Here is a 20,200-nt window from a genome sequence, read left to right as displayed (position 1 = left end):
TTGTGATTGAAATAAACACTATTCTCTTTGTCAAAATATGAAATATACTGTCGGAAGTCTAAATTTTTTAAAAACAAAGGACAGCTTGATTTTCATGGTAGGATATTAAAAAGCATATACATTTTTTACCCAAATTGAGGAGGGAATTAAAATGAATGTTCACGAACTAAATATGAAGTTTCTTCAAATTCGAAATTACAAGCCTGAAAATGTAAATGAATTACTAGATTTCACAAAAAGGGCGTATATTTACAACGATATTTGTATTAGTGTTTATCGGAAGCTTGTTCGTGAGCTAGAAGCCCAAGGAGCCGAAATACCGGAAAGCTTCTAATCTAGTTCCCAAATAATTAGTAAAAAACTAAAAAGGGAAGCCCTATTTTGAGGGCTTCCCTTTTTCTATTAATAAATGAATCATGTTATTTAGCACATATCTTGCTGAAGCAATTGAGCTGTTGAATCTTGAACGGCTCGTATCAGGAAAAAAAGCTTGTACTGAAACGGTTTCGACATGCTCGTGAGCAGAATCGATTTGCTGGTTATATAAATTCTTTGGCCCCACATTTTTCACCCATTTGATCGCTTCTTCTTTCCAAGCATCATTTATCCCTTTCACTTCATCGGCAAACGGCTTGACTTCTTCATAAAAGTCACCTTTCTCCCCTGTTTCCTTCACTTCTGCATATTTATTAGAAAGTGTATCAAGATAGTCTAATAAAGTTTGAGTTAATTGTAGAAGTTCTTTATATTCTTGCATCACATTATCAGCTCCAAAAATAAAAGTAGCTTTAATATACAAGCTACTAAATAATGACTATATTCTAATGTAATTAAAAACCAAGTTCAAGCTTCATCGTTTTTGGACGATTGGACTGACTTTTTATACCTATCGCTTCATCAGCCTCTAAATCCATAGAGGTTTGCTTCTCCAATGCGGTGATTCTCTCCTCACAGTTGACCATTTTTTCTGAATGATCATTTTGAACAGCTTGACGAACTTTTGAAAGATTTTTTTCGAGAATATTTTCTAGATCTTCTAATTGATCAGAAATTTCTGTAAGCATATTTAACAGTTCTTCTTTTGCTATCAATTTCTCATTCATCTGTTTGTCCTCCTTATTAAAGCAACAATGTTAAAGCTTGACCCTCGATTTTTTATGTGTTGTTACATCTATTCGTTCTTCCCTTTTTCCATTCCTTCACCGCTGACAAAACTAGAAGTGATTCGGCAAAGAAAGAAGTTTTTTTCAGGTGATTAACCTCCCATTCGACAAATGTTTGGAAGCATAAAGGAATTAAATTTGTTCACACTAATTACCGGAGGTGTATAAAATGAAAAAGCCTAAAGAAAAAGGTAAGGGACATCCCCAAAAGCAGGAAGAAGTGAAAACTGGTTATGGTGATAAAAAGCTAGAAGGACCTGATCGTCCCTCTACATAAGCAAAGTCAGAATAACTGGAAATCGGCGCTGATGTCGATTCCAGTTATTTGTTTGGGTTTACCCATTCACTTAGATAGACAAATGCTTGAATTTGCTTCTGCTTGTTCAAAAACCAATCAGTTAATTGGATTGGTTCCTGATGCTCAACTGCTTCCTCAACCCATTTTTTCTTTATACGAGTTTCCTCAGACCAATCAATCCATCGATCACGTTTATGCTTGATAATCGGGTACGTAAAGCGTAAGAATGGCGTTGACCTTATTGGTTTTTCTTTAAAGTAATGCTCATAGTCATATCTTGAACCTGTATGCTCCGTTTTCTGCGCAAATTCATAAAACCGAGGGTATAATTCTTCATTAAATAAAATATCTGCTAATCTTTTTCCAAGATCAATTCGTTTGGTAACTGACTTAAATCCATTCACACTTGCCCCAAATAACTCCCCCTCACATGTTGGAAATACGACAGAACTGAAATGGAGCCAATCCTGGAATAAAAATAGAACAGACCTGAACACTCTTGATCGATAGACGGGATGCTTAATAACAGGTTTCTGAATGACATTTTGTTCATTTATTATTAATGAAATCATTAATCGATCACGATTTTCCTTATTCCAAAATTGAAACCATTCCCTCTCCATAAATGAAGATATGTGAAAAAACTTCAATAAATGAAACATTGGACGATTTATTTTCGTCGAATATTCGTAGAGCAGCAATTGTGGAAAAGCATCTTGAAAAATAAGCCAATTTGCCCGTTCATATGTAGAAAATAGCTTCTTCCGAAAACTTTTCTTTAATACTTTTGAAAAGGAAATTCCTTCAAGATCGCACATATTCCATCCTGCATTCCGGGACACCATACTAGCAAGAAAGGACCATTTCATTTCAGGATTTTTATTATAAAATGTAAAATAGGCTTTCGTTCTAGAAATATTATCAACATTATATTTTCTAGTTTTTTCTTGAATTTGTTGTATTAATTGAATTTCGTCCATCTTAAGTTCATTTATACGCATTTATTTATAGCCTCCAAATGCAGATATGGCTTAACATTTGCAAACTTACTTGTTTTATTCAACCAAACCGAACAAAGTTTTGGTATGATTAGTAATAGCTTGTGAGGTGATTATAAATGAATTTCCATTATCCTAACGGCAAGAGATATATACCGGCAAAAAAGGAGATAATAGGGATAAAGAAAGAGAAAAAATGGTCTTATAGTAATCGAGGCATGACATTGGAGGAAGACATCAACGAAACAAATGATTATTACTTAGTACAAAATATTGCTTCAATCCATAAAAAGCCAACACCAATTCAAATTGTCCAAGTAGATTATCCAAAAAGAAGTGCGGCTGTCATTAAAGAGGCATATTTTAAACAAGCTTCAACAACTGACTATAATGGGGTCTATAATGGAAAATATATTGATTTTGAAGCGAAGGAAACAAAAAACTCGGCATCCTTCCCATTACAGAACTTTCATGAACACCAAATAAAGCATATGGAAACCATTTTGAAACAAGATGGCATTTGCTTTGTCCTTCTTAGATTTTCATTAACAGAGGAAATATTTCTACTTGAGGCACACCACTTGCTTCGATTTTGGAAAAGAATGAAGGATGGGGGAAGGAAGTCAATCACGAAAGATGAAATTGAAACCTATGGTCATCACATCCCACTAGGCTTTAACCCCAGAATTGACTATATTAAAAAAATCGATTATCTTTATAATCTTACAAGAAAAGCTGAGTCAGAGGAAAACTGAAAGCCGTGTTAACCAGTCCAGAAAGGATGAATATATATGTCAGAAAACTATCAATCAAGAGAGGAGCGCCGAAAGCAGCGTACATTAAAACAGAAAAACAAGGGTAAAAAGCAACCGAAAGGTGTCTTTAAACGAATCTTTTTAATTTTGATAGCCCTTGGTATTGCTGGTATGCTAATCGGAGCTGGCACTTTTGCCTTTATGGTAAAGGATACACCTAAGCTTGATGAGAAAGCATTGAAAGATCCGATTTCATCAAAAATTTTAGATATTAATGGAGAGTTAATTACTGAAGTCGGCCTAGAGAATCGGGAATATGTGAATTATGAAGACATCCCTGAATTAGTTGAGGATGCTTTTCTCGCTACAGAGGATGTTCGGTTCTACAAACATAATGGCATGGATTTAATCCGCTTAGGCGGTGCGGTACTTGCTAACGTTACACGTGGCTTTGGATCAGAAGGAGCTAGTACGATTACACAGCAGGTTGTTAAAAACTCCTTCCTTAATAATGAAAAAACATTAAGCAGAAAAGCGCAGGAGGCATGGCTTGCCTTCCAGCTAGAACGAAAATATACGAAACAGCAAATCTTTGAGATGTATGTCAATAAAATCTGGATGTCACAGCGAAGCCATGGTGTATTGACTGCCTCCCATATTTATTTCGGCAAAGAACTTGACGAATTAGAATTACATGAAGCGGCTTTGCTTGCTGGTATGCCACAAAGCCCAGAAAATTACAATCCATTTAAGCATCCTGACCGTGCTGAGAAGAGAAGAAATATTGTTCTTTCCTTAATGAACCAGCATGGATTTATTACAGAGGAAGAAATGAAAGCTGCACAAGCGATTCCAGTTGAATCAAGCCTTGTAAAGGTTGAAGATCGGAAAAGCAATGATTCACCTTACGATTCCTTTGTTGATGTTGTTATCGAGGAAGTAGAAGAAAAATATCCTGATTTAGATATTTCTTCTGATGGATTAACTATTTATACAACTTTAGATACAAAAGCACAGGACTATGTAGAAAAAATGCTTAATTCGAACGATATTGTTCAATTCCCAAATGATGAATTCCAGGCAGGGATTACCCTTCTGGATACGAAAACAGGGGAAATTAGAGCCATTGGCGGCGGCAGAAACCAAGAAGTAAAAAGAGGCTTTAACTATGCTATCGATTCAAAACGACAAGCAGGTTCGACATTTAAACCAATTATGGATTACGGTCCAGCGATCGAATATTTAAAATGGGGAACTTATCATACACTTGATGATAAGCCGACCACTTATTCAAGTGGCCAAACAATGAATAACTGGGATCGAAAACATATGGGGAAAATGTCATTACGGGAAGCGTTAGCACGTTCGCGTAACACAGCTGCCCTGCAAACCTTACAGGCAGTAGAAAAAGAAGTTGGCTTAGATAAGGCGAAGGAATTCGTTAATAATCTTGGCATTGAGTTGGATGAAGTATATGAATCACACTCAATTGGTACGGTGGAAGTTTCTTCTTTACAAATGGCTGGTGCTTATAGTGCTTTTGGTAATGAAGGCTTCTATACAGAACCGCATTCCATTAAGAAAATTGAAATGCGAGATAAGACAACCATTGATACTACACCAAAAACGGAAGCTGTTATGCATGATTATACAGCGTTCATGATCACAGATGTTTTAAAAAGTGTTGTAAAGGATTCCTTCGGTACTGGAAAGCAGGCAAATGTACCAAGTCTTCATTTAGCAGGTAAAACAGGTACAACAAACTATTCTAGTGAACAAAAGAAAGATTGGCAGATCCAAAGCGGCGGTGTCCCTGATATTTGGTTTGCTGGCTATACAACAAACTATACAGCAGCTATTTGGACGGGTTATTCAAACATGAAGAGCTCCATTGCTCCTAGTGATCAAAAGATTGCCCAAGCACTATTTAAAAATTTAATGTCATATGTTTCAGAAGATATTGATACACCTGACTTTAAAATGCCTAATAGTGTCGAAAAGGTTGCTATTGAAAAAGGGACAATGCCTGCAAAGCTGGCAAGTGAGTTCACACCTAAAGATCAGATTATTTATGAATATGCAGTAAAAGGCCAAGCACCTAAAGAGGTTTCTGAGAAATTCGATAAGCTTGATGCCCCTGGAAATTTAAGCGGGACTTTTGATGAGCTTACAAATGAAATCTTATTAAACTGGGAATATCCAGAAGAGGCAGAGGATATTCAGTTTGAAGTCTCTGTCGCCCTTGATGATGGATCTGACCAGCCATTGCAAGTCTTAACAGAAAAAGGATTAAAGATTGCAAATCCTGTCCCTGGAGGCATTTATCAATTTAAGGTGATTGCCATTAGAGGGGAACAGAGAAGTGATCCTGCTACTGTAAGGGTTGAAATTCCATTGCCAGATTCTGAGATTGATGATGGATTTGGAGATGGTGATCCGATGGATGACTTTGAAGATGATGAAGATATCGAAAATGGAACGCCAGGAAACAACGGAAATGGGAATGGAAACGGAAACGGAAACGGCAATGGCCCTGGCTCCGGGAATGGCAACGGCCAAGGAGGCGGAAACAACTCCGGAGGCGAGGATATTCCAGACATCGATCCTACCAATCCGAATGGGGATTCCCAAGAATCAGGCGGTCAATAAATAGGATAGAAAAAAGGCGTCTTAAGCTTTATGCTTAGACGCCTTTTTTATGGCCATATGCTTGACATATTGCTTTTCCATTTCAATCATTAATTCATTCAATTGGGCAAATGAATGATAAAGTGTCGGACGCTGAATAATAAATCCGATTCTTTCCCCCATATTTACAGGCTGTACTTTCAAGTCTTCACTCGTAAATGGTTTTTGGAAATTAACAGGATTGTCATTTGCCCAATAAACGAATTGTAGAAAAAGACCAATTCCCTTTTTCATTGGTGCAAGTGTATTCTTATAATCCCTAATTGTAAATAGCTTTTCCAAATTTACTTTTTCAGTGGACCATTCATTTATTAATAATGGAATACATTGCTCATGCATTTGCCATGGTTTAAGTGCATCAATCTTTGAAAAAAAAGCTGCTTCATACAGAAAAGGGACTTTAGGATTAAGATTTTGCCTATCATCTTTATCTAAAGTTAAATGATCATTAGTTGAAAAAAAGAAAGGATGAATTAGCTCAACTGGTATAGATAGAATCATTTGCTCGTTCATGATGCCCCCTTCTCCTTCATTCGTTTTTTCCCTTCTCTGCATAAGTCTAATAATGGACAAATATTACATTGCGGATTCTGAGCCTTGCAATGGTATCTTCCAAAAAAGATCATTCGATGATGGGTAACAGACCATTCATCCATCGGTATCTTCCTCATTAATGTCTTTTCTACTTCTAAAACCGAATCCTTCCACCTGCAGAAGGCCAATCTTTTGCTCACTCGCTCCACATGGGTGTCAACTGCAATCGCAGGAATTCCGTAAGCAACCGACATAACGACATTGGCCGTTTTTCGGCCGACACCAGGAAGCTTTGTTAATTCATCCCGATCCTGTGGGACAATATTATCATATTCATCAAGCAGAAGCCGACAGAGTTTCTGAATATTCTTCGCCTTATTACGGAATAATCCAATGGAACGTATATCGCCTTGCAGCTCTTCCAATGAAACATCTAAGTAATCTTGTGGCGTTTTATATTTCTCGAATAGATTTTTTGTTACTTTATTAACAAGCACATCTGTGCATTGTGCCGACAGAGCTACCGCAATGACTAGTTCAAAAGGATTGGAATGATTGAGTTCACAATGGGCATCTGGAAACATTTCTCCCATCTGATCAAGACAATATCTAATTTGATTTTTATTTAACAAATCGATCACCACTTATTTTTTCAATTCATTATTGCTCAAGCCAATTATAGAAAGGAACAGACTTTGATGTTTGGGTAGCACCCTCATTCGGTTTATTGCGCTGGGGCACTTGATTCTGCCTAAACTTTTTCCCATAACTTTTTGCTTGTTCAATTGTTTTAATCCCATTCTTTTTCCATTCGAATAAAATTCGATCAATATAACGGAAATTTAGCTTCCCGGAAATTACTGATTCTCTCAGAGCTGCTTTAATTATATGTGGATCATGATGGTCATCATCCATCCACATTGCAAGTGTTTCACATTCAAATGGGGATAATGGCCGTCCAAATTCTTGTTCAAAGCATGTATACAAATCGGTTTCATTTTGCTGATTGGCAATTACTGCTTCCTGTTTATTTCTCATCAGAAAATGATCAATCAGCTTTTCCCATAAAAGATTGATATCATATTGTTCATATCGAATCCCGTCTCCTGAATGACTCTCTTTAATTTCAATAAAACCTTTTTGAATTAATTTTCGGAGGATTTCTGTACACTCTGAAACGGATACGGTCATGCGGGAAGACAACTCAAAAGGAGTAGGAAATTCATTTCCATTTTCAATAAAGGAGATGACCTGCAGTAATAGTACAAGCTCTTGCTCATTTAAATTCATATCTTTATATTGAGAAATTAACACTCCAGGAATTGTAATATTTCCTTCCTGGAGCCACTTTAATAAATTCGTTTTTGACATTCCTGACACCTCCCTATCAGTATAGCATGAACTGTCCCAAGCTAGTAAGGAGAATATAATAGGCAGTATTTCCTTTTAATAATGATTGACTTTACAAAAAAACGAAAAATCCGCTCATGCGGATTCTCTTCTAGAAATTGATAAGGAAATCGGCTTTATTACCGATTTCCTCCAATTAAACCTCTCGATTATGGGTATAGCGGCTGCATATAAAATAGTTTTTGGATAATTCGTAATGAATATTGGTTTGTCATAAATAGCATGTTCATGTGGCGCACCAAAATCATCACGTTTTATCTTTATTTTAATTTACTCTCCACAAATTGATGGATTCGTTCAATTGCTTTTTCTAATAAATCCAATGATGTTGCGTAAGAGAGGCGGATATTATTCGGTGCGCCAAAGCCTGAACCAGGTATGACCGCAACCATTGCTTCTTCTAATAATGCTTGGGAGAAGTCATCTACATCAGCATAGCCAGTTAATTCTGCCGCTTTACTCACATTCGGAAATAAATAAAAGGCCCCTTGTGGTTTTAAGCATGTAAAGCCAGGTATCGCAATTAATTGATCATAAATTGTATTTAATCTATGTTCGAAAGCTTCCCGCATTTCGTTAAGCATTTCCTGTGACCCAGAATAAGCGGCAATGGAGCCGTATTGGGCCGTTGTTGTTGGATTTGATGTGCTATGGCTTGCCAAGTTGGTCATTGCCTTAATTAGCGCTTTATTTCCAGCTGCATAGCCGATTCTCCAACCAGTCATTGAGTGTGATTTTGATACACCATTAATAATGATTGTTTGTTCTTTCAATGCAGGTGAAAGTTCTGCAATAGACACATGCTTGTTTTCACCGTAAACTAACTTTTCATAAATTTCATCAGAGATGATAAGTATTTCGTGTTTAAGACAAACATCGCCCAATTCTTTCAGCTCAGATTCAGAATACAGCATTCCCGTTGGGTTGCTTGGTGAATTTATAATAACCGCTTTTGTCTTTTCAGAAATAACGGAGATTAATTGTTCTGCTGTGATTTTATAATCGTTCTCTTCCTTGCCTTCTATATAAACAGGCTTTCCCCCTGCAAGCTTCACTTGTTCAGGATAGCTTACCCAATAAGGAGTTGGGATAATCACTTCATCCCCTTCATCAAGCAATGCTTGAAACAACGTATACAATGCATGCTTTGCACCGCTTGTAACAATAATTTCGCTTGGATCAAAGTCAATCCCTTGATCTTTAGCAAATTTATTAATAATTTCCTTTTTTAAAGCCGGAAGCCCAGCGGAAGGAGTATATTTCGTATGTCCTTCATTCATTGAAAGTACTGCCGCATCAATGATATGCTGTGGAGTGTTGAAATCCGGTTCTCCTGCCCCTAGTCCAATCACATCCAATCCTTGTACCTTCAGTTCTTTCGCTTTTGCTGTAATTGCCAGCGTCGAAGAAGGTGTTAATGCTTTTACTCTCTGCGCCAGTTGAATGTCCATCCTTTTTCCTCCACCTATAAGTTTTCAATTTTCTTTAGCCATTCACCAGTTTTGAAGTCAACATAATAATAATTAATTAAATCGCCTTCAGAACGATAGTAAATTTCCCATAATGGGATGTTTTTTTCCATGCCCAGACGAACGGAAATAATTTCTTGCGGATTTTTCTCCTCCAGAAGCTTATCGATCGCTTCCTGTTTTGAAACACCGTCCGACTGCTTACGAACAATGATTCTTCCTTCCTTTTCAGGAATCCAAGCATAGAGATTTGTTCCATTTTCATTCTTGCCTTTTACAACATAATAGGTTTCTTGTCCATGATATAGATGAAAGTCCTCAGCCTCTATGATCTCTGTTTCCTCCAAAGCCATTTGAATCGCTTTATCCTCGGCTGTTTTCATTGGCTTTAATGCATTTTGATAAACAAAAATTCCAGAAACAAGAACAATTGCAACTATGATTATTATTATAATAATTATTTTTTTCACAAATGTCACTCTTCTTATGTACGATATATTGAAAAAACAGCTTTATTTTGATCTTCTTTGTCAAGTGCCAAACCAAACATCAAATCTTTTTCTTTTAACGTTCGGTTTAGTGCATCAACAACTTTATAAAGATCTGGACTTAGCTGGATTTTCACTGTCGATAAAATTTCTATTTTACTTTCCATACTGGAATTCCTCCTCATATGCAACAAAATTTGTAATTCATATGCTTGAAAGCCTAGGACAAACTATATGTACGTAACAGTTTAACCTTGTTAAATTAGTATAACAGCTAAATGAAATGCATTGAAATAGTCAACTTAAAATTTACTTCTAATCCACTACGTCAATTGGCTGCGCTAAAAAAGCGCAGCACTTTTTTATTTTGGCTGGTTTCGCAAACATGGTTGCTTTAACACATGGTTGGGTAGAAGTTGATTTCCGCTCCAGGCGCTCGCTTTCCGCGGGGTGGGCGGTGAGCCTCCTCGACGCTAAAGCGTCTGCGGGGTCTCACCTGTCCCACTACTCCCGCAGGAGTCTCGCGCCTTCCGCTACAATCAACTAGACAAATTTGTCTACGATTTTCACTCACAACATTTATTCATAAAACAACAATCTTTTAGAGAATAGCCTTTATTTTATAACCATTGCTTAATTAACGTAATGGTGTCATTAATTGTACTTTTTTCAACTTTTACTGGTGGGATGGATTGTAAAAAGGCATTTCCATATTTCGTTGTTACTAGTCGGCGATCGAAAATAAATATCAGTCCCCGATCATTTTTTGTTCGGATTAATCGGCCGAAGCCTTGTTTAAAACGAATGATTGCTTCTGGCAATGTGTAATCTGAAAAAGGGTTCCCGCCGTTTTGTTTGATCTGGTCGCACTTCGCTTCTGTAATGGGTTCATCTGGCGGCGAGAAAGGCAATCTAACAATTATTAAGCAGGTTAAATCTTCCCCTGGAATATCTACACCTTCCCAAAAACTGCTTGTTCCTAAAAGGATTGCCTTATCAAATTTCTGGAAATTCCTTGTTAACCTTGATCTGCTGCCACTTGAGATCCCTTGAGCGATAATCGCATAATCATGGAGAAATCCGGACTCTTTAATAAGCTCATACGTTTTTCGCAACATCTCATGGGAGGTAAATAAAATAAGCATTCTCCCTTTAGTCACTTCTGCAATTGAAATAATATGCTCTGTAATGGACGCAACATATTCTTCTAATGGTACAGCATTCACTTCTGGCAAATCATCCGGAATAATTAGCTTAATTTGTTCTTCATAGTTAAAAGGTGATTGAATTTGTTCAACAGAACAATCTGTAGACTGTAATCCAAGCTCCTTTAACATATAATTAAACGAATTTTTCACAGATAAAGTGGCTGATGTAATAACAGCACTCTTCTTTTTGCTAAAAAACTGCTCTTTTAAATACTGCCCTACAGAAACCGGCTGTGCATAAACTGTAGTCGCATTTTGCATGGAACGCTCATCCATTTCAATCCAAGAAACAAACTCATCAGTTGGGTTCAAAAACATTCTTTTGATGGTAATGGCTGTTTCCTTTAGCTCATCCACCAATGAAGTCAGTTCTTCCATAAATGATTTCTCACGAGCTGACATTGATCCCTGAATTGTTTTTACTAATTCAAGTCTAGTCGTCATAACTTGAGTGAAATCCTTTAAGAGGAAGAAAAATCGCTCTGCTTCTATATGAACTGTCTGCCAGTCCTTACTTGATTCATCTGCTGTAAATCGAGAGCTAATTCGATTATATCCCTTTTTCGACTTCGTTTTCTTTTTTGCATAAACGCTTATGACTTTAAAGAATTCATCTGTTTCATAGCTAAGCTCAACCATCATTTGATTCACTTCAAATGAATGAATCTCTTCATGATTCTTTAATTCTTCATTTTCTAAAAGTTGTTCAAGCTTAAATAACAATTGCTTTTGCTCCATAAGACCGATTTGACTAAGCAGCAAGCGAGTTGTCAAATAATCCAATGTGTGGCCAAAATGCTTGCCAGATACTTTCATCAAATGATGGCCTTCATCAATGATGACATGACTGTATTCCGGCAAAATCTTATTTTCAGCGACTAAATCGATTAACAGCAATGAATGATTCGTAATGATGAGATCTGATTGCAATGCTGCTTTTCTTGCTCGCAAATAGAAATCCCTTGAAAGCCATGATTTACTTTTGAGAAAAACCGTCTCATCATTCTTAATCTTATTCCAGAAAAGCATGCCCCCACTCGATAAATTCAACTCATCAATATCCCCTGTTTCTGTCTCAGTGAGCCAAACAAGAATCTGCATCTTTGTCAGGATCGTATCGTAATTATCTTCATAATCCTTTAATGTCTGCTCAAACTTAGCCATACTTAAATAATGGCTTCTTCCTTTTAGCAATACGGCTTTCAGCGAAAAAGGAAGCATCTGACGCAATTTAGGGATATCATTTAAAAGCAATTGTTCTTGCAGCTGGGTCGTATATGTACTGATAACAATGGGTTGATTATTCTCTTTCCCGTAAATGGATGACGGGATCAAATAGGCAAGAGATTTCCCAACACCTGTACCTGCTTCAATCATGGCATGCTTCTCCTGATTAAATGCCTGATAGACAGAATCCATCATTGAAAATTGACCTAATCTCGTTTCATAGGTTGAAAAAGCCTTCTTAAACATTTCTGCCTTTGCAGATTGGCTTATTGGATATTCCATTTTTTCTCCATCATCAAGTCCTTCTTGGTCTTGACCTCTTTTAAGCGTAATTCCATGATGGATTTCGAGAAAGTCAGGAATGGTTTCGATCGATGATTCTTTTTTTATCATTATATTGTCCATAAGTAAATCTAAATCACTTTTCAAACCACTTGAAAGCTTGTGGAGCTGCTTGATTGTATTAAGCGGCAAGCGTTCAAGCTTTGCAAGAAGGAGCAACAGCAGCTCGGCCGTCACATAGGCATCACTATCAGCCTGATGTGGCCGTTCATGGTTTAAGCCCTCTCTCAATGCAAGCTCAGATAATTGAAAGCTATCCGCTGTTGGAATAAGTACCCTTGACATCTCCACTGTATCTAAAATCGGACCATAGAAGCCATTATATCCTGCTTCAATTAATTCTTCCTGCAAAAATGAGAGGTCAAACAGAACATTATGAGCAACAAAATAGGCTCCCTCTAAAAGGGTTAGTACTTTCGGAGCAATCTCAGAAAAAACAGGTGCATCCTCAACCATTTCATCATTTAATCCTGTTAATTCTTCAATAAAAGGAGGAATTAGCTGTAAAGGGTTGACGAGAGAAGAATATTCTTCAATAATTTTTCCGTTTTCAATGACAACAGCAGCAAATTGTATGATTCTATCGCCCTTCTTCGGGGCATTTCCTGTCGTTTCTAGATCAATCACAACATATTTATTACCCATCCTACACACCTCTAACATTTGAGTCACTCAAACGGTATCATAAAAACGGAAAAAGAAAAAGATATAATACTCTCTATTTATATTTTTAACTATTTTCACCCATACCCATACATTTTAGAAAAGAGCTTTTAAGAAAGGCTGACCAGATTTTCCAGTCAGCCCTTTCCTGCATACATTAGTAAATTGTTTTTTCTGGTTCGTGATCGACCATATCTTTAATTTTATTATGTTCACCCATTATTGCTACTTTTGGTTTGTGATTCAGAATATTTTCTTCTGAAATCATTGCATAGGAAATAATAATAACAATATCCCCTTCTTGCACAAGACGAGCAGCTGCCCCATTTACACAGATGACGCCGCTTCCTCTTTCTCCTGGGATAATATACGTCTCAAATCTTGATCCATTATTATTATTAACAATTTGAACCTTTTCATTTGGCAGCATTCCAACTGCATCAAGAATATCTGTATCGATCGTAATGCTTCCAACATAATTTAAATTTGCTTCTGTAACAACTGCACGATGGATTTTGCCATTCATCATGGTGCGGAACATGATGTTTCCCCCTATTTCTCGCTTATTTCTAAGATTATATTATCGATTAGACGTACTTTTGAAAACTTCACTGCTAACGCAATGATGATTTTCCCCTCTAATAATTGTATTTCTTCTAACATTGGATACGAGTATATATCAATATAATCAATTATGCCGTCTGTTTTTTCCGTAATCATCTCTTTAATGATGGAAATAATTTTCTCGTGATTTCTTTCTCCTTCGAGAATAAGCTTTTTTGCGCTTAAAAGACTTTGATAGAGTACTGGCGCTTGCTCTCTTTCCTTAGGAAGCAAGTTCACATTTCTTGAGCTCTTTGCAAGTCCATCACTTTCACGTACAGTCTCTACAGGAATCACTTTAATTGGGATGTGGAAATCATTGACTAAACCTTCTACAACTGCAACTTGCTGTGCATCCTTTGTCCCAAAGTAAACCTTCTCTGGCTGAATAATATTAAAAAGCTTAGTCAACACAGTGGCGACACCGTCGAAATGATCTGGTCTTGATTTACCGCAGAGGACATCTGTTCTTTCATTCACTTTTACTGTAACAGATGATGATCTAGGATACATCTCCTCAACAGATGGATGAAAGATAAAGTCAACTCCCTGCTGCTCAGCCAGCCATTTGTCATGTTCGAAATCTCTTGGATAAGAGCTAAAGTCCTCTGTTGGCCCAAATTGAAGCGGATTAACGAAAATGCTGATAACAACCACATCATTTTCTCCTCGCGCTTTTTCAATAAGCGTTAGATGCCCTTCATGAAGAAAGCCCATCGTTGGGACATACCCGATAGATTGGCCGCTATTCTTCGCTTGAGTGATTGTTGATTGCATTTCCTCTATTGTTGTAATAACTCTCATGCTTTCCCTCCATACAAACTAAGCAATTCTTCTTCCTTCATTGAAAAGCTGTGCTTCTCTTCAGGAAATTCGCCTTGTTTCACTTCAGCTACATACGAACTTAATCCTTGTTCAATCATTCCGTTCAATTGTGTATATTGCTTGACAAATTTCGGTACTCTTTCCACCCCATAAGTAAGCAGATCATGATAGACGAGAACTTGTCCATCCGTGTGAACACCTGCTCCAATTCCAATCGTCGGAATATTAATTGATGTAGAGACTTCTTTTGCCAGCTGTTTAGGCACACATTCTAAGACAAGAGCAAAAGCTCCTGCTTCTTCACATTTCTTCGCATCTTCTATTAACTTTCTTGCTGCTTCGGCATTCTTGCCTTGAACCTTGTAACCCCCAAGTACACCTACAGATTGTGGGGTAAGTCCAAGATGTGCAACAACAGGGATCCCTGCTTTTGTTAAAGCTTTAATATGATCGATTACTTCATCTGCACCTTCAACTTTTACCGCATGTGCTCCTGTTTCTTGAATGAGCCTTGCCCCATTCAAAAGCGTATCTCGGATGGATAAGTGGTAACTCATAAAGGGCATGTCAACCGTAATAAATGTATCCTTCGCTCCACGTTTAACAGCCTTTGCGTGATGAATCATATCCTCCATCGTAACTGGAACGGTTGAATCGTATCCAAGAACAACCATACCTAGAGAATCGCCTACTAAGATCATATCAACCTTAGCGTTTTCAGCCTGTTTTGCTGAAGGGTAATCATAGGCCGTCAGCATGACGATTTTTTCATCTTTCTCTTTCATTTTCAAGAAATCAGAAGTTTGCTTCATTCCAAATCCTCCTTTTTTTAAGGAAGAGGGCGATATAATAGCAGAGCTATTTTGGAAAAATAAAATCCTTCTAAAAAAGCAGAAGGATTGCGCATTACAGCTCTTGATTTGAGATTCATCCCTCTGTCCCGGTCCGTTTTGGATCTAGGCAGAAAATCTTTAATTGGTTTAAAACAAGATGGTGCAGTTCAGCTAAAGGATACTGCCCGAGAAAAACACTGTCGTTTTTCAAATAAAGTATAACAAATAGAGGATAAACTGACTATAGAAATTTTAATTTTCCAGTTCTATATCCGCAGAATACACTTGATGGACTTTCCCTGCCGAATCCTCAATCAGAAGAACTCCGTCATCGGTTATACCCATTGCTTTGCCGTAAAGACTTCCAGTAACCGTTCTTGCTGTTATATTTCTTCCAATACTAATAGCATAACTTTCCCACAACAGCTTAAGTGGGTAGAAACCTTTTTCTAAATATAATGTATAGAGCTTTTCAAACTTAAGAAGAAGAATTTGAACTAACTCTGCTCGCTTAAGCTGCTGGTTGCATTCAATTGAAAGAGATGTTGCAATTGGCTGTAGTTCCTCTGGATAGTCTTCGACTTGCTGGTTCACATTAATCCCAATCCCAATAATGATTGATTTAATTCGATCTGCATCTGCTTGCAGCTCAGTTAATATTCCTGTTACTTTCTTTCCATTAAGCAAAATATCATTAGGCCACTTAATTTGTGGTGTTAAATTAGTCATTTCTTCAATTGCCTGAACAACTGCAACCGCAGTAATTAATGTAAGCTGCGGAGCTTTTGGCGGGGGAAGATTCGGTCTGAGTATCATGCTTAACCAAATGCCCGTGTATTTGGGAGAGTACCACTTCCGATCCATTCGGCCTCTTCCAGATAGCTGCTCTTCAGCGATAATAATCGTACCTTCAGGGGCCTCTTCATATACAAGGCGCTGCGCAATCTTTTGGGTCGATTCCACACTTTCCTCATAATGTATATGTCTGCCCATAAATTCCGTCATCAATCCAAGACTTATTTCATCCGCAGTCACCCGCTCTGGTGTCCTAGTGATTCGATACCCTTTCCTTCTAACGGCCTCCAGTTCAAAACCTTCTTTCCGCAATTCCTCCATATGCTTCCAGACAGCTGTCCTAGAACATCCAATTAAATCAGCTAAATGCTGGCCTGATAAATATTCATCCTGACTGTTTGAAAACACATCAAGCAGCTTTTTCCTCAGCTCTGATTGCACGCAATAAGCCACTCCCTTATCAATTCTTTACGATTGCTAATCTCCCGATTAATGACCGCGTTTTCTACTTTTTCAATTACATCCTTAATCCATGGACCTGGTTTCTTTTGGAACCAGACTTGTAAGTCATTCCCCGTAACTTGAAGCTCGCTTCGATGTTTAATAGGCAGTAATTCATATCGTTTCATTAAGCTAGTTATGTTTCCGTTTATCTTGCGATTATGTACGAACATATAAAGTCTTTCTGCTGCAAGTGATGTTTGCTGACCAGCATGGTAAATTGCTTCATCTGTCCAATCCACTTTCAGCCTAAAATCAAGCCATTTTACTAGCTGCATGATTTTATTTATCTTTTTCACAGGAAGCTTCCAGTTTTTCAGGAAGGTCTTTACTTCATTATCATTGATGCCAAACTGATGGATTAGCAGCACCCACATTTCTTCAATCGTTAAATCCGTAAAATCGAATTGAAGCAGGTGATTTAATTCATCCGAATAGGAAGTCATCCCTGGCAAATATCGATAGAGTCCTGTATTACTTAAAATTTCTAAAGCCTTAAAGCGATATCTACCTGTCAACAGCTTCTCAAATTCAATCAGCTTTCGTTCAATCGATATGTTTTCAAGTAACTTAGCAAATACTACAAGTGCTTCCCGTGTTGATTGTTCCATTTCAAAACCAAGTTGGCTGTAGAATCGCACAGCACGCATCATTCGTAATGCATCCTCTTGGAAGCGCTCTTCAGCTTTGCCAACTGTTTGAATCATCTGTTCCCTTATTGCCTGCTTTCCATTAAAAGGGTCAATTAATAGCCCATCTTTATTCATAGCAATTGCATTCATTGTAAAGTCTCTTCGCTGAAGGTCTTCCTCCAGTGAGCGAATAAATTGTACTTCAGACGGTCTTCTGAAATCTTCATATTCTGACTCTGAACGGAACGTCGTTACCTCATAAGGCATGCCATTGAATAGGACAATAATCGTTCCATGTTCAACCCCGACGTCAATTGTTTTTGGGTAAATCTCTTTGATTTCTTGAGGGGTTGCCGAAGTTGCAATATCCACATCCGAAATCTCACGGCCTAACAGAAAGTCTCTGACAGCTCCACCGACAAAATAGGCTTCATATCCCGCGGCTTCTATTCTAGTTAAAAGGGGGATGGCAGACAAGAAAGGCTCCTTCATTTGTCCTCACCTTTCTTTAAAAGATTATAATAAATATCTTCATATTGAGAGACAATGAGACCTGACCGGAAGTTTTTATAAGCTGTATTAATAGCCTCAGTAGCAAACTTTTTGTGCAGATTTTCATCTGAAAGCAGTGAAATTCCTTTCTCCGCAACTGCTTTAATGTCCCCTAGTGGACATAAATAGCCATTCTTCCCATCAAAGATGACCTCAGGAATTCCGCCGACATTCGTTCCAATACATGGAACCCCACACGCCATTGCTTCAAGTGCCACTAGCCCAAAGCTTTCCTTTTCCGATAGCAGAAGCATGAGATCACTTATTGAGTATAGCTCTTCCAGATTATCTTGCTTACCAAGGAAGATCACCTGATCCTTAAGGCCTAATTGATTAACAAGCTTACAAATAACCGCCATTTCAGGCCCATCACCAACAAGAAGCAGCTTGGAAGGGACTTGTTCACTTATTCTTGCAAAAGCTTTTACTACATCTTGGACTCTCTTTACTGTTCGGAAATTCGAAACATGTATGACTACCTTCTCTTCTGCGGAAATGCCAAATTCCTCACGTAAATAGGAAGAATCAGTTAATCGATAAACCCGCTCATCAATAAAGTTGTAAACCACTTCAATTGGTTTATCTGGTTTAACTACATCATATGTTTGGGCAACTAAGGCATGTGATACGGCCGTTACTGCGTCTGATTTTTCGATTCCAAATCGAATGGCATCTGTAAGGGACGAATCATATCCAAGAACTGTAATATCTGTGCCATGCAAGGTGGTAACAATTTTGATGTCCTTATGACACATTTGCTTGGCAAGAATCGCACATACCGCATGTGGAATGGCATAGTGTACATGCAGAAGATCAAGGTTCTCACGATTAATAACCTCGGCCATTTTGCTTGCTAAGGCAATATCGTATGGAGGATATTGAAAAACTGAATACTGATTAACTTCAACCTGATGATAATAAATATTGGGATTCATTTTATTTAAACGGAATGGGACGCTTGAGGAGATGAAATGAATCTCATGACCACTCTCTGCAAGCATCTTCCCTAATTCTGTTGCAATAGCACCTGAACCGCCAACTGTGGGGTAACAGGTGATGCCGATTTTTAACTTTTTTGCTTTCATCGCTCTTCTCCAAATAAATCATGATTCATAATTAATGGTTTCTTTCGTTTAAAGCCTTCCGCATATGTAACACCAGCTTGATTGCCAAATAACCCTTCTCTTGCTTGGATCATTTCAACATAGCCATTGACTAATGGGGTATCAAATGAGTCGGCTGATCTAGTAAACTGACTCTTATAAGCCTGTAGACTTGCTATTTTCTTATCCATATAAGACGAAATATCAATGACAAAATCCGGCTCATGAAACCCATTAATTATGTAAAAGTAAAGACTGTTCACTTTATGTGATTCTCGTCCATCTTCTGTATCGTACTTCTTTATTCCAGCAGAAAATACTGCTTCTTCCACAAGACGGGCACATGCGCCATGGTCTGGATGACGATCCTCAAAATAAGGGGCAAACACGAGATATGGACGATATTTACGAATTTGACTTGCTATTTTTCTTATATATTCCTGTTTTAGGAATAGTCCTCTATCAGGAAGATCAAGCATCTCTCTTGTTTCCACTCCGATTATCGCAGCTGCTTCCCGCGCTTCCATTTCCCTTATTTCAACCGTTCCATTGGATGATAGCTCCGCCTTCGTTAAATCACAAATGCCAATTCTCTTTCCATTTGCAGCGTACTTCGCAATGGAACCCCCCATGCCAATTTCTACATCATCTGCATGGGCGCCAAACGCAAGAATATCAAGCTTGATCTGCGCCATTTTTTTCACCACTTCTTCCATTCACAATCGTTCTCCATGCTAAATCTCCACGTTCAAGTCCTTTGATCAATATTTCAGCTGTGCCAAGATTAGTAGCTAATGGAACAGCATATACATCGCAAAGGCGAATTAATGCCGTTATATCAGGCTCATGTGGCTGTGCTGTTAAAGGATCCTTGAAAAAAATAACCATATCCATTTTATTATTGGCCACCATTGCCCCGATCTCTTGGTCACCGCCATATGGACCGGATTGAAACCGATGAACAGACAAACCGGCTTCATTCATTATTCTTAAACCTGTAGTTCCCGTTGCAAAAAGACTGTGCTTGGACAAAATTTCTTGATAAGCAGTTGCAAAGCTTACTAAATCATCCTTTTTCTTATCATGAGCAATTAATGCAATATTCATCGTTTC

The 20,200-nt window shown here is 37.8% G+C and carries 21 protein-coding genes; 3 read left to right on the top strand and 18 right to left on the bottom strand.

The features are described 5' to 3' along the window. Positions 1-151: 151 nt before the first annotated feature. Positions 152-334 carry a YppF family protein gene (yppF, locus tag ACFYKT_RS04910; protein ID WP_389216272.1) on the top strand — a complete coding sequence of 61 codons (183 nt, stop codon included), beginning with the start codon at positions 152-154 and terminating at the stop codon, positions 332-334. Positions 335-376: 42 nt separating this feature from the next. Here yppF and ACFYKT_RS04905 read toward each other — a convergent pair whose 3' ends face one another. The 3 genes from ACFYKT_RS04905 to ACFYKT_RS04895 form a co-directional block, all read right to left on the bottom strand. Then, positions 377-757 carry a YppE family protein gene (locus ACFYKT_RS04905; RefSeq protein ID WP_389217041.1) on the bottom strand — a complete coding sequence of 127 codons (381 nt, stop codon included), beginning with the start codon at positions 755-757 and terminating at the stop codon, positions 377-379. A 73-nt stretch (positions 758-830) separates the two neighbouring features. Beyond that, positions 831-1,103, bottom strand: coding sequence for a hypothetical protein (locus ACFYKT_RS04900; RefSeq protein ID WP_389216269.1), 273 nt, complete (start codon positions 1,101-1,103; stop codon positions 831-833). Positions 1,104-1,484: 381 nt separating this feature from the next. Beyond that, complete coding sequence (locus ACFYKT_RS04895; RefSeq protein ID WP_389216266.1) at positions 1,485-2,462, bottom strand: DUF2515 domain-containing protein; 978 nt, start codon at positions 2,460-2,462, stop codon at positions 1,485-1,487. Between the two features lie 116 nt (positions 2,463-2,578). Here ACFYKT_RS04895 and recU point away from each other — a divergent pair, with 116 nt between their 5' ends. Both recU and ACFYKT_RS04885 read left to right on the top strand, forming a co-directional pair. Beyond that, the gene (gene recU, locus ACFYKT_RS04890; protein ID WP_389216264.1) at positions 2,579-3,214 is read left to right on the top strand and encodes a Holliday junction resolvase RecU; all 636 of its coding nucleotides are present in this window, start codon (positions 2,579-2,581) and stop codon (positions 3,212-3,214) included. A 36-nt stretch (positions 3,215-3,250) separates the two neighbouring features. Then, positions 3,251-5,863 carry a PBP1A family penicillin-binding protein gene (locus ACFYKT_RS04885; protein ID WP_389216261.1) on the top strand — a complete coding sequence of 871 codons (2,613 nt, stop codon included), beginning with the start codon at positions 3,251-3,253 and terminating at the stop codon, positions 5,861-5,863. A gap of 21 nt (positions 5,864-5,884) precedes the next feature. On the opposite strand, the gene ACFYKT_RS04880 is transcribed toward ACFYKT_RS04885, so the two are convergent. The 15 genes from ACFYKT_RS04880 to mgsA all read right to left on the bottom strand — a co-directional run bounded on the left by ACFYKT_RS04880 (position 5,885) and on the right by mgsA (position 20,194). Continuing rightward, complete coding sequence (locus ACFYKT_RS04880; RefSeq protein ID WP_389216258.1) at positions 5,885-6,415, bottom strand: YpoC family protein; 531 nt, start codon at positions 6,413-6,415, stop codon at positions 5,885-5,887. Further along, a complete protein-coding gene (gene nth, locus ACFYKT_RS04875; RefSeq protein ID WP_389216255.1) occupies positions 6,412-7,068 on the bottom strand; it encodes an endonuclease III in 657 nt (218 codons plus the stop codon). Before nth ends, ACFYKT_RS04880 begins: the two co-directional genes overlap by 4 nt. Positions 7,069-7,096: 28 nt before the next feature. After that, positions 7,097-7,807: a DnaD domain-containing protein gene (locus ACFYKT_RS04870; protein WP_389216252.1), complete on the bottom strand. Its 711-nt coding sequence runs from the start codon at positions 7,805-7,807 to the stop codon at positions 7,097-7,099. Between the two features lie 299 nt (positions 7,808-8,106). Then, positions 8,107-9,291 carry a pyridoxal phosphate-dependent aminotransferase gene (locus ACFYKT_RS04865; protein WP_389217038.1) on the bottom strand — a complete coding sequence of 395 codons (1,185 nt, stop codon included), beginning with the start codon at positions 9,289-9,291 and terminating at the stop codon, positions 8,107-8,109. A 20-nt stretch (positions 9,292-9,311) separates the two neighbouring features. Continuing rightward, a complete protein-coding gene (locus ACFYKT_RS04860; protein WP_389216249.1) occupies positions 9,312-9,785 on the bottom strand; it encodes a cell wall elongation regulator TseB-like domain-containing protein in 474 nt (157 codons plus the stop codon). 14 nt (positions 9,786-9,799) lie between these two features. Continuing rightward, positions 9,800-9,970 carry a YpmA family protein gene (locus ACFYKT_RS04855; protein ID WP_389216246.1) on the bottom strand — a complete coding sequence of 57 codons (171 nt, stop codon included), beginning with the start codon at positions 9,968-9,970 and terminating at the stop codon, positions 9,800-9,802. 453 nt (positions 9,971-10,423) lie between these two features. Further along, entirely contained in the window at positions 10,424-13,225 is a 2,802-nt protein-coding gene (dinG, locus tag ACFYKT_RS04850; protein WP_389216243.1) for an ATP-dependent DNA helicase DinG, read from the bottom strand. 175 nt (positions 13,226-13,400) lie between these two features. Continuing rightward, a complete protein-coding gene (gene panD / locus ACFYKT_RS04845) occupies positions 13,401-13,784 on the bottom strand; it encodes an aspartate 1-decarboxylase (protein WP_389216239.1) in 384 nt (127 codons plus the stop codon). An 11-nt stretch (positions 13,785-13,795) separates the two neighbouring features. After that, positions 13,796-14,650 carry a pantoate--beta-alanine ligase gene (panC, locus tag ACFYKT_RS04840; RefSeq protein ID WP_389216236.1) on the bottom strand — a complete coding sequence of 285 codons (855 nt, stop codon included), beginning with the start codon at positions 14,648-14,650 and terminating at the stop codon, positions 13,796-13,798. After that, positions 14,647-15,483: a 3-methyl-2-oxobutanoate hydroxymethyltransferase gene (gene panB, locus ACFYKT_RS04835; RefSeq protein ID WP_389216233.1), complete on the bottom strand. Its 837-nt coding sequence runs from the start codon at positions 15,481-15,483 to the stop codon at positions 14,647-14,649. The genes panC and panB overlap by 4 nt, the downstream gene beginning before the upstream one ends. A gap of 273 nt (positions 15,484-15,756) precedes the next feature. Next, complete coding sequence (locus tag ACFYKT_RS04830) at positions 15,757-16,740, bottom strand: biotin--[acetyl-CoA-carboxylase] ligase (RefSeq protein ID WP_389216230.1); 984 nt, start codon at positions 16,738-16,740, stop codon at positions 15,757-15,759. Continuing rightward, positions 16,725-17,924 carry a CCA tRNA nucleotidyltransferase gene (locus ACFYKT_RS04825; RefSeq protein WP_389216227.1) on the bottom strand — a complete coding sequence of 400 codons (1,200 nt, stop codon included), beginning with the start codon at positions 17,922-17,924 and terminating at the stop codon, positions 16,725-16,727. Before ACFYKT_RS04825 ends, ACFYKT_RS04830 begins: the two co-directional genes overlap by 16 nt. Next, entirely contained in the window at positions 17,921-19,069 is a 1,149-nt protein-coding gene (gene bshA, locus ACFYKT_RS04820) for an N-acetyl-alpha-D-glucosaminyl L-malate synthase BshA (protein WP_389216224.1), read from the bottom strand. Before bshA ends, ACFYKT_RS04825 begins: the two co-directional genes overlap by 4 nt. Beyond that, on the bottom strand, positions 19,066-19,782 hold the full coding sequence (gene bshB1 / locus ACFYKT_RS04815) for a bacillithiol biosynthesis deacetylase BshB1 (protein WP_389216222.1): 717 nt from the start codon (positions 19,780-19,782) through the stop codon (positions 19,066-19,068). Before bshB1 ends, bshA begins: the two co-directional genes overlap by 4 nt. Continuing rightward, positions 19,763-20,194, bottom strand: coding sequence for a methylglyoxal synthase (gene mgsA, locus ACFYKT_RS04810; RefSeq protein ID WP_389216219.1), 432 nt, complete (start codon positions 20,192-20,194; stop codon positions 19,763-19,765). The genes bshB1 and mgsA overlap by 20 nt, the downstream gene beginning before the upstream one ends. Positions 20,195-20,200 lie beyond the last annotated feature (6 nt).

Source organism: Cytobacillus mangrovibacter (assembly GCF_042865275.1).
Taxonomy (GTDB): Bacteria; Bacillota; Bacilli; order Bacillales; family Cytobacillaceae; genus Cytobacillus; species Cytobacillus mangrovibacter.
Note: the sequence above shows the minus strand (reverse complement) of the source record. Positions and strands in the feature narration are given on the sequence as shown.

What these genes read in the sequence shown, in the direction of transcription:
- yppF (WP_389216272.1), top strand. Translation starts at nt 152, where the DNA reads ATGAATGTTCACGAACTAAATATGAAGTTTCTTCAAATTCGAAATTAC.
- ACFYKT_RS04905 (WP_389217041.1), bottom strand. Translation starts at nt 757, where the DNA reads ATGCAAGAATATAAAGAACTTCTACAATTAACTCAAACTTTATTAGAC.
- ACFYKT_RS04900 (WP_389216269.1), bottom strand. Translation starts at nt 1,103, where the DNA reads ATGAATGAGAAATTGATAGCAAAAGAAGAACTGTTAAATATGCTTACA.
- ACFYKT_RS04895 (WP_389216266.1), bottom strand. Translation starts at nt 2,462, where the DNA reads ATGCGTATAAATGAACTTAAGATGGACGAAATTCAATTAATACAACAA.
- recU (WP_389216264.1), top strand. Translation starts at nt 2,579, where the DNA reads ATGAATTTCCATTATCCTAACGGCAAGAGATATATACCGGCAAAAAAG.
- ACFYKT_RS04885 (WP_389216261.1), top strand. Translation starts at nt 3,251, where the DNA reads ATGTCAGAAAACTATCAATCAAGAGAGGAGCGCCGAAAGCAGCGTACA.
- ACFYKT_RS04880 (WP_389216258.1), bottom strand. Translation starts at nt 6,415, where the DNA reads ATGAACGAGCAAATGATTCTATCTATACCAGTTGAGCTAATTCATCCT.
- ACFYKT_RS04870 (WP_389216252.1), bottom strand. Translation starts at nt 7,807, where the DNA reads ATGTCAAAAACGAATTTATTAAAGTGGCTCCAGGAAGGAAATATTACA.
- ACFYKT_RS04855 (WP_389216246.1), bottom strand. Translation starts at nt 9,970, where the DNA reads ATGGAAAGTAAAATAGAAATTTTATCGACAGTGAAAATCCAGCTAAGT.
- dinG (WP_389216243.1), bottom strand. Translation starts at nt 13,225, where the DNA reads ATGGGTAATAAATATGTTGTGATTGATCTAGAAACGACAGGAAATGCC.
- panD (WP_389216239.1), bottom strand. Translation starts at nt 13,784, where the DNA reads ATGTTCCGCACCATGATGAATGGCAAAATCCATCGTGCAGTTGTTACA.
- panC (WP_389216236.1), bottom strand. Translation starts at nt 14,650, where the DNA reads ATGAGAGTTATTACAACAATAGAGGAAATGCAATCAACAATCACTCAA.
- panB (WP_389216233.1), bottom strand. Translation starts at nt 15,483, where the DNA reads ATGAAGCAAACTTCTGATTTCTTGAAAATGAAAGAGAAAGATGAAAAA.
- ACFYKT_RS04825 (WP_389216227.1), bottom strand. Translation starts at nt 17,924, where the DNA reads ATGAAGGAGCCTTTCTTGTCTGCCATCCCCCTTTTAACTAGAATAGAA.
- bshA (WP_389216224.1), bottom strand. Translation starts at nt 19,069, where the DNA reads ATGAAAGCAAAAAAGTTAAAAATCGGCATCACCTGTTACCCCACAGTT.
- bshB1 (WP_389216222.1), bottom strand. Translation starts at nt 19,782, where the DNA reads ATGGCGCAGATCAAGCTTGATATTCTTGCGTTTGGCGCCCATGCAGAT.
- mgsA (WP_389216219.1), bottom strand. Translation starts at nt 20,194, where the DNA reads ATGAATATTGCATTAATTGCTCATGATAAGAAAAAGGATGATTTAGTA.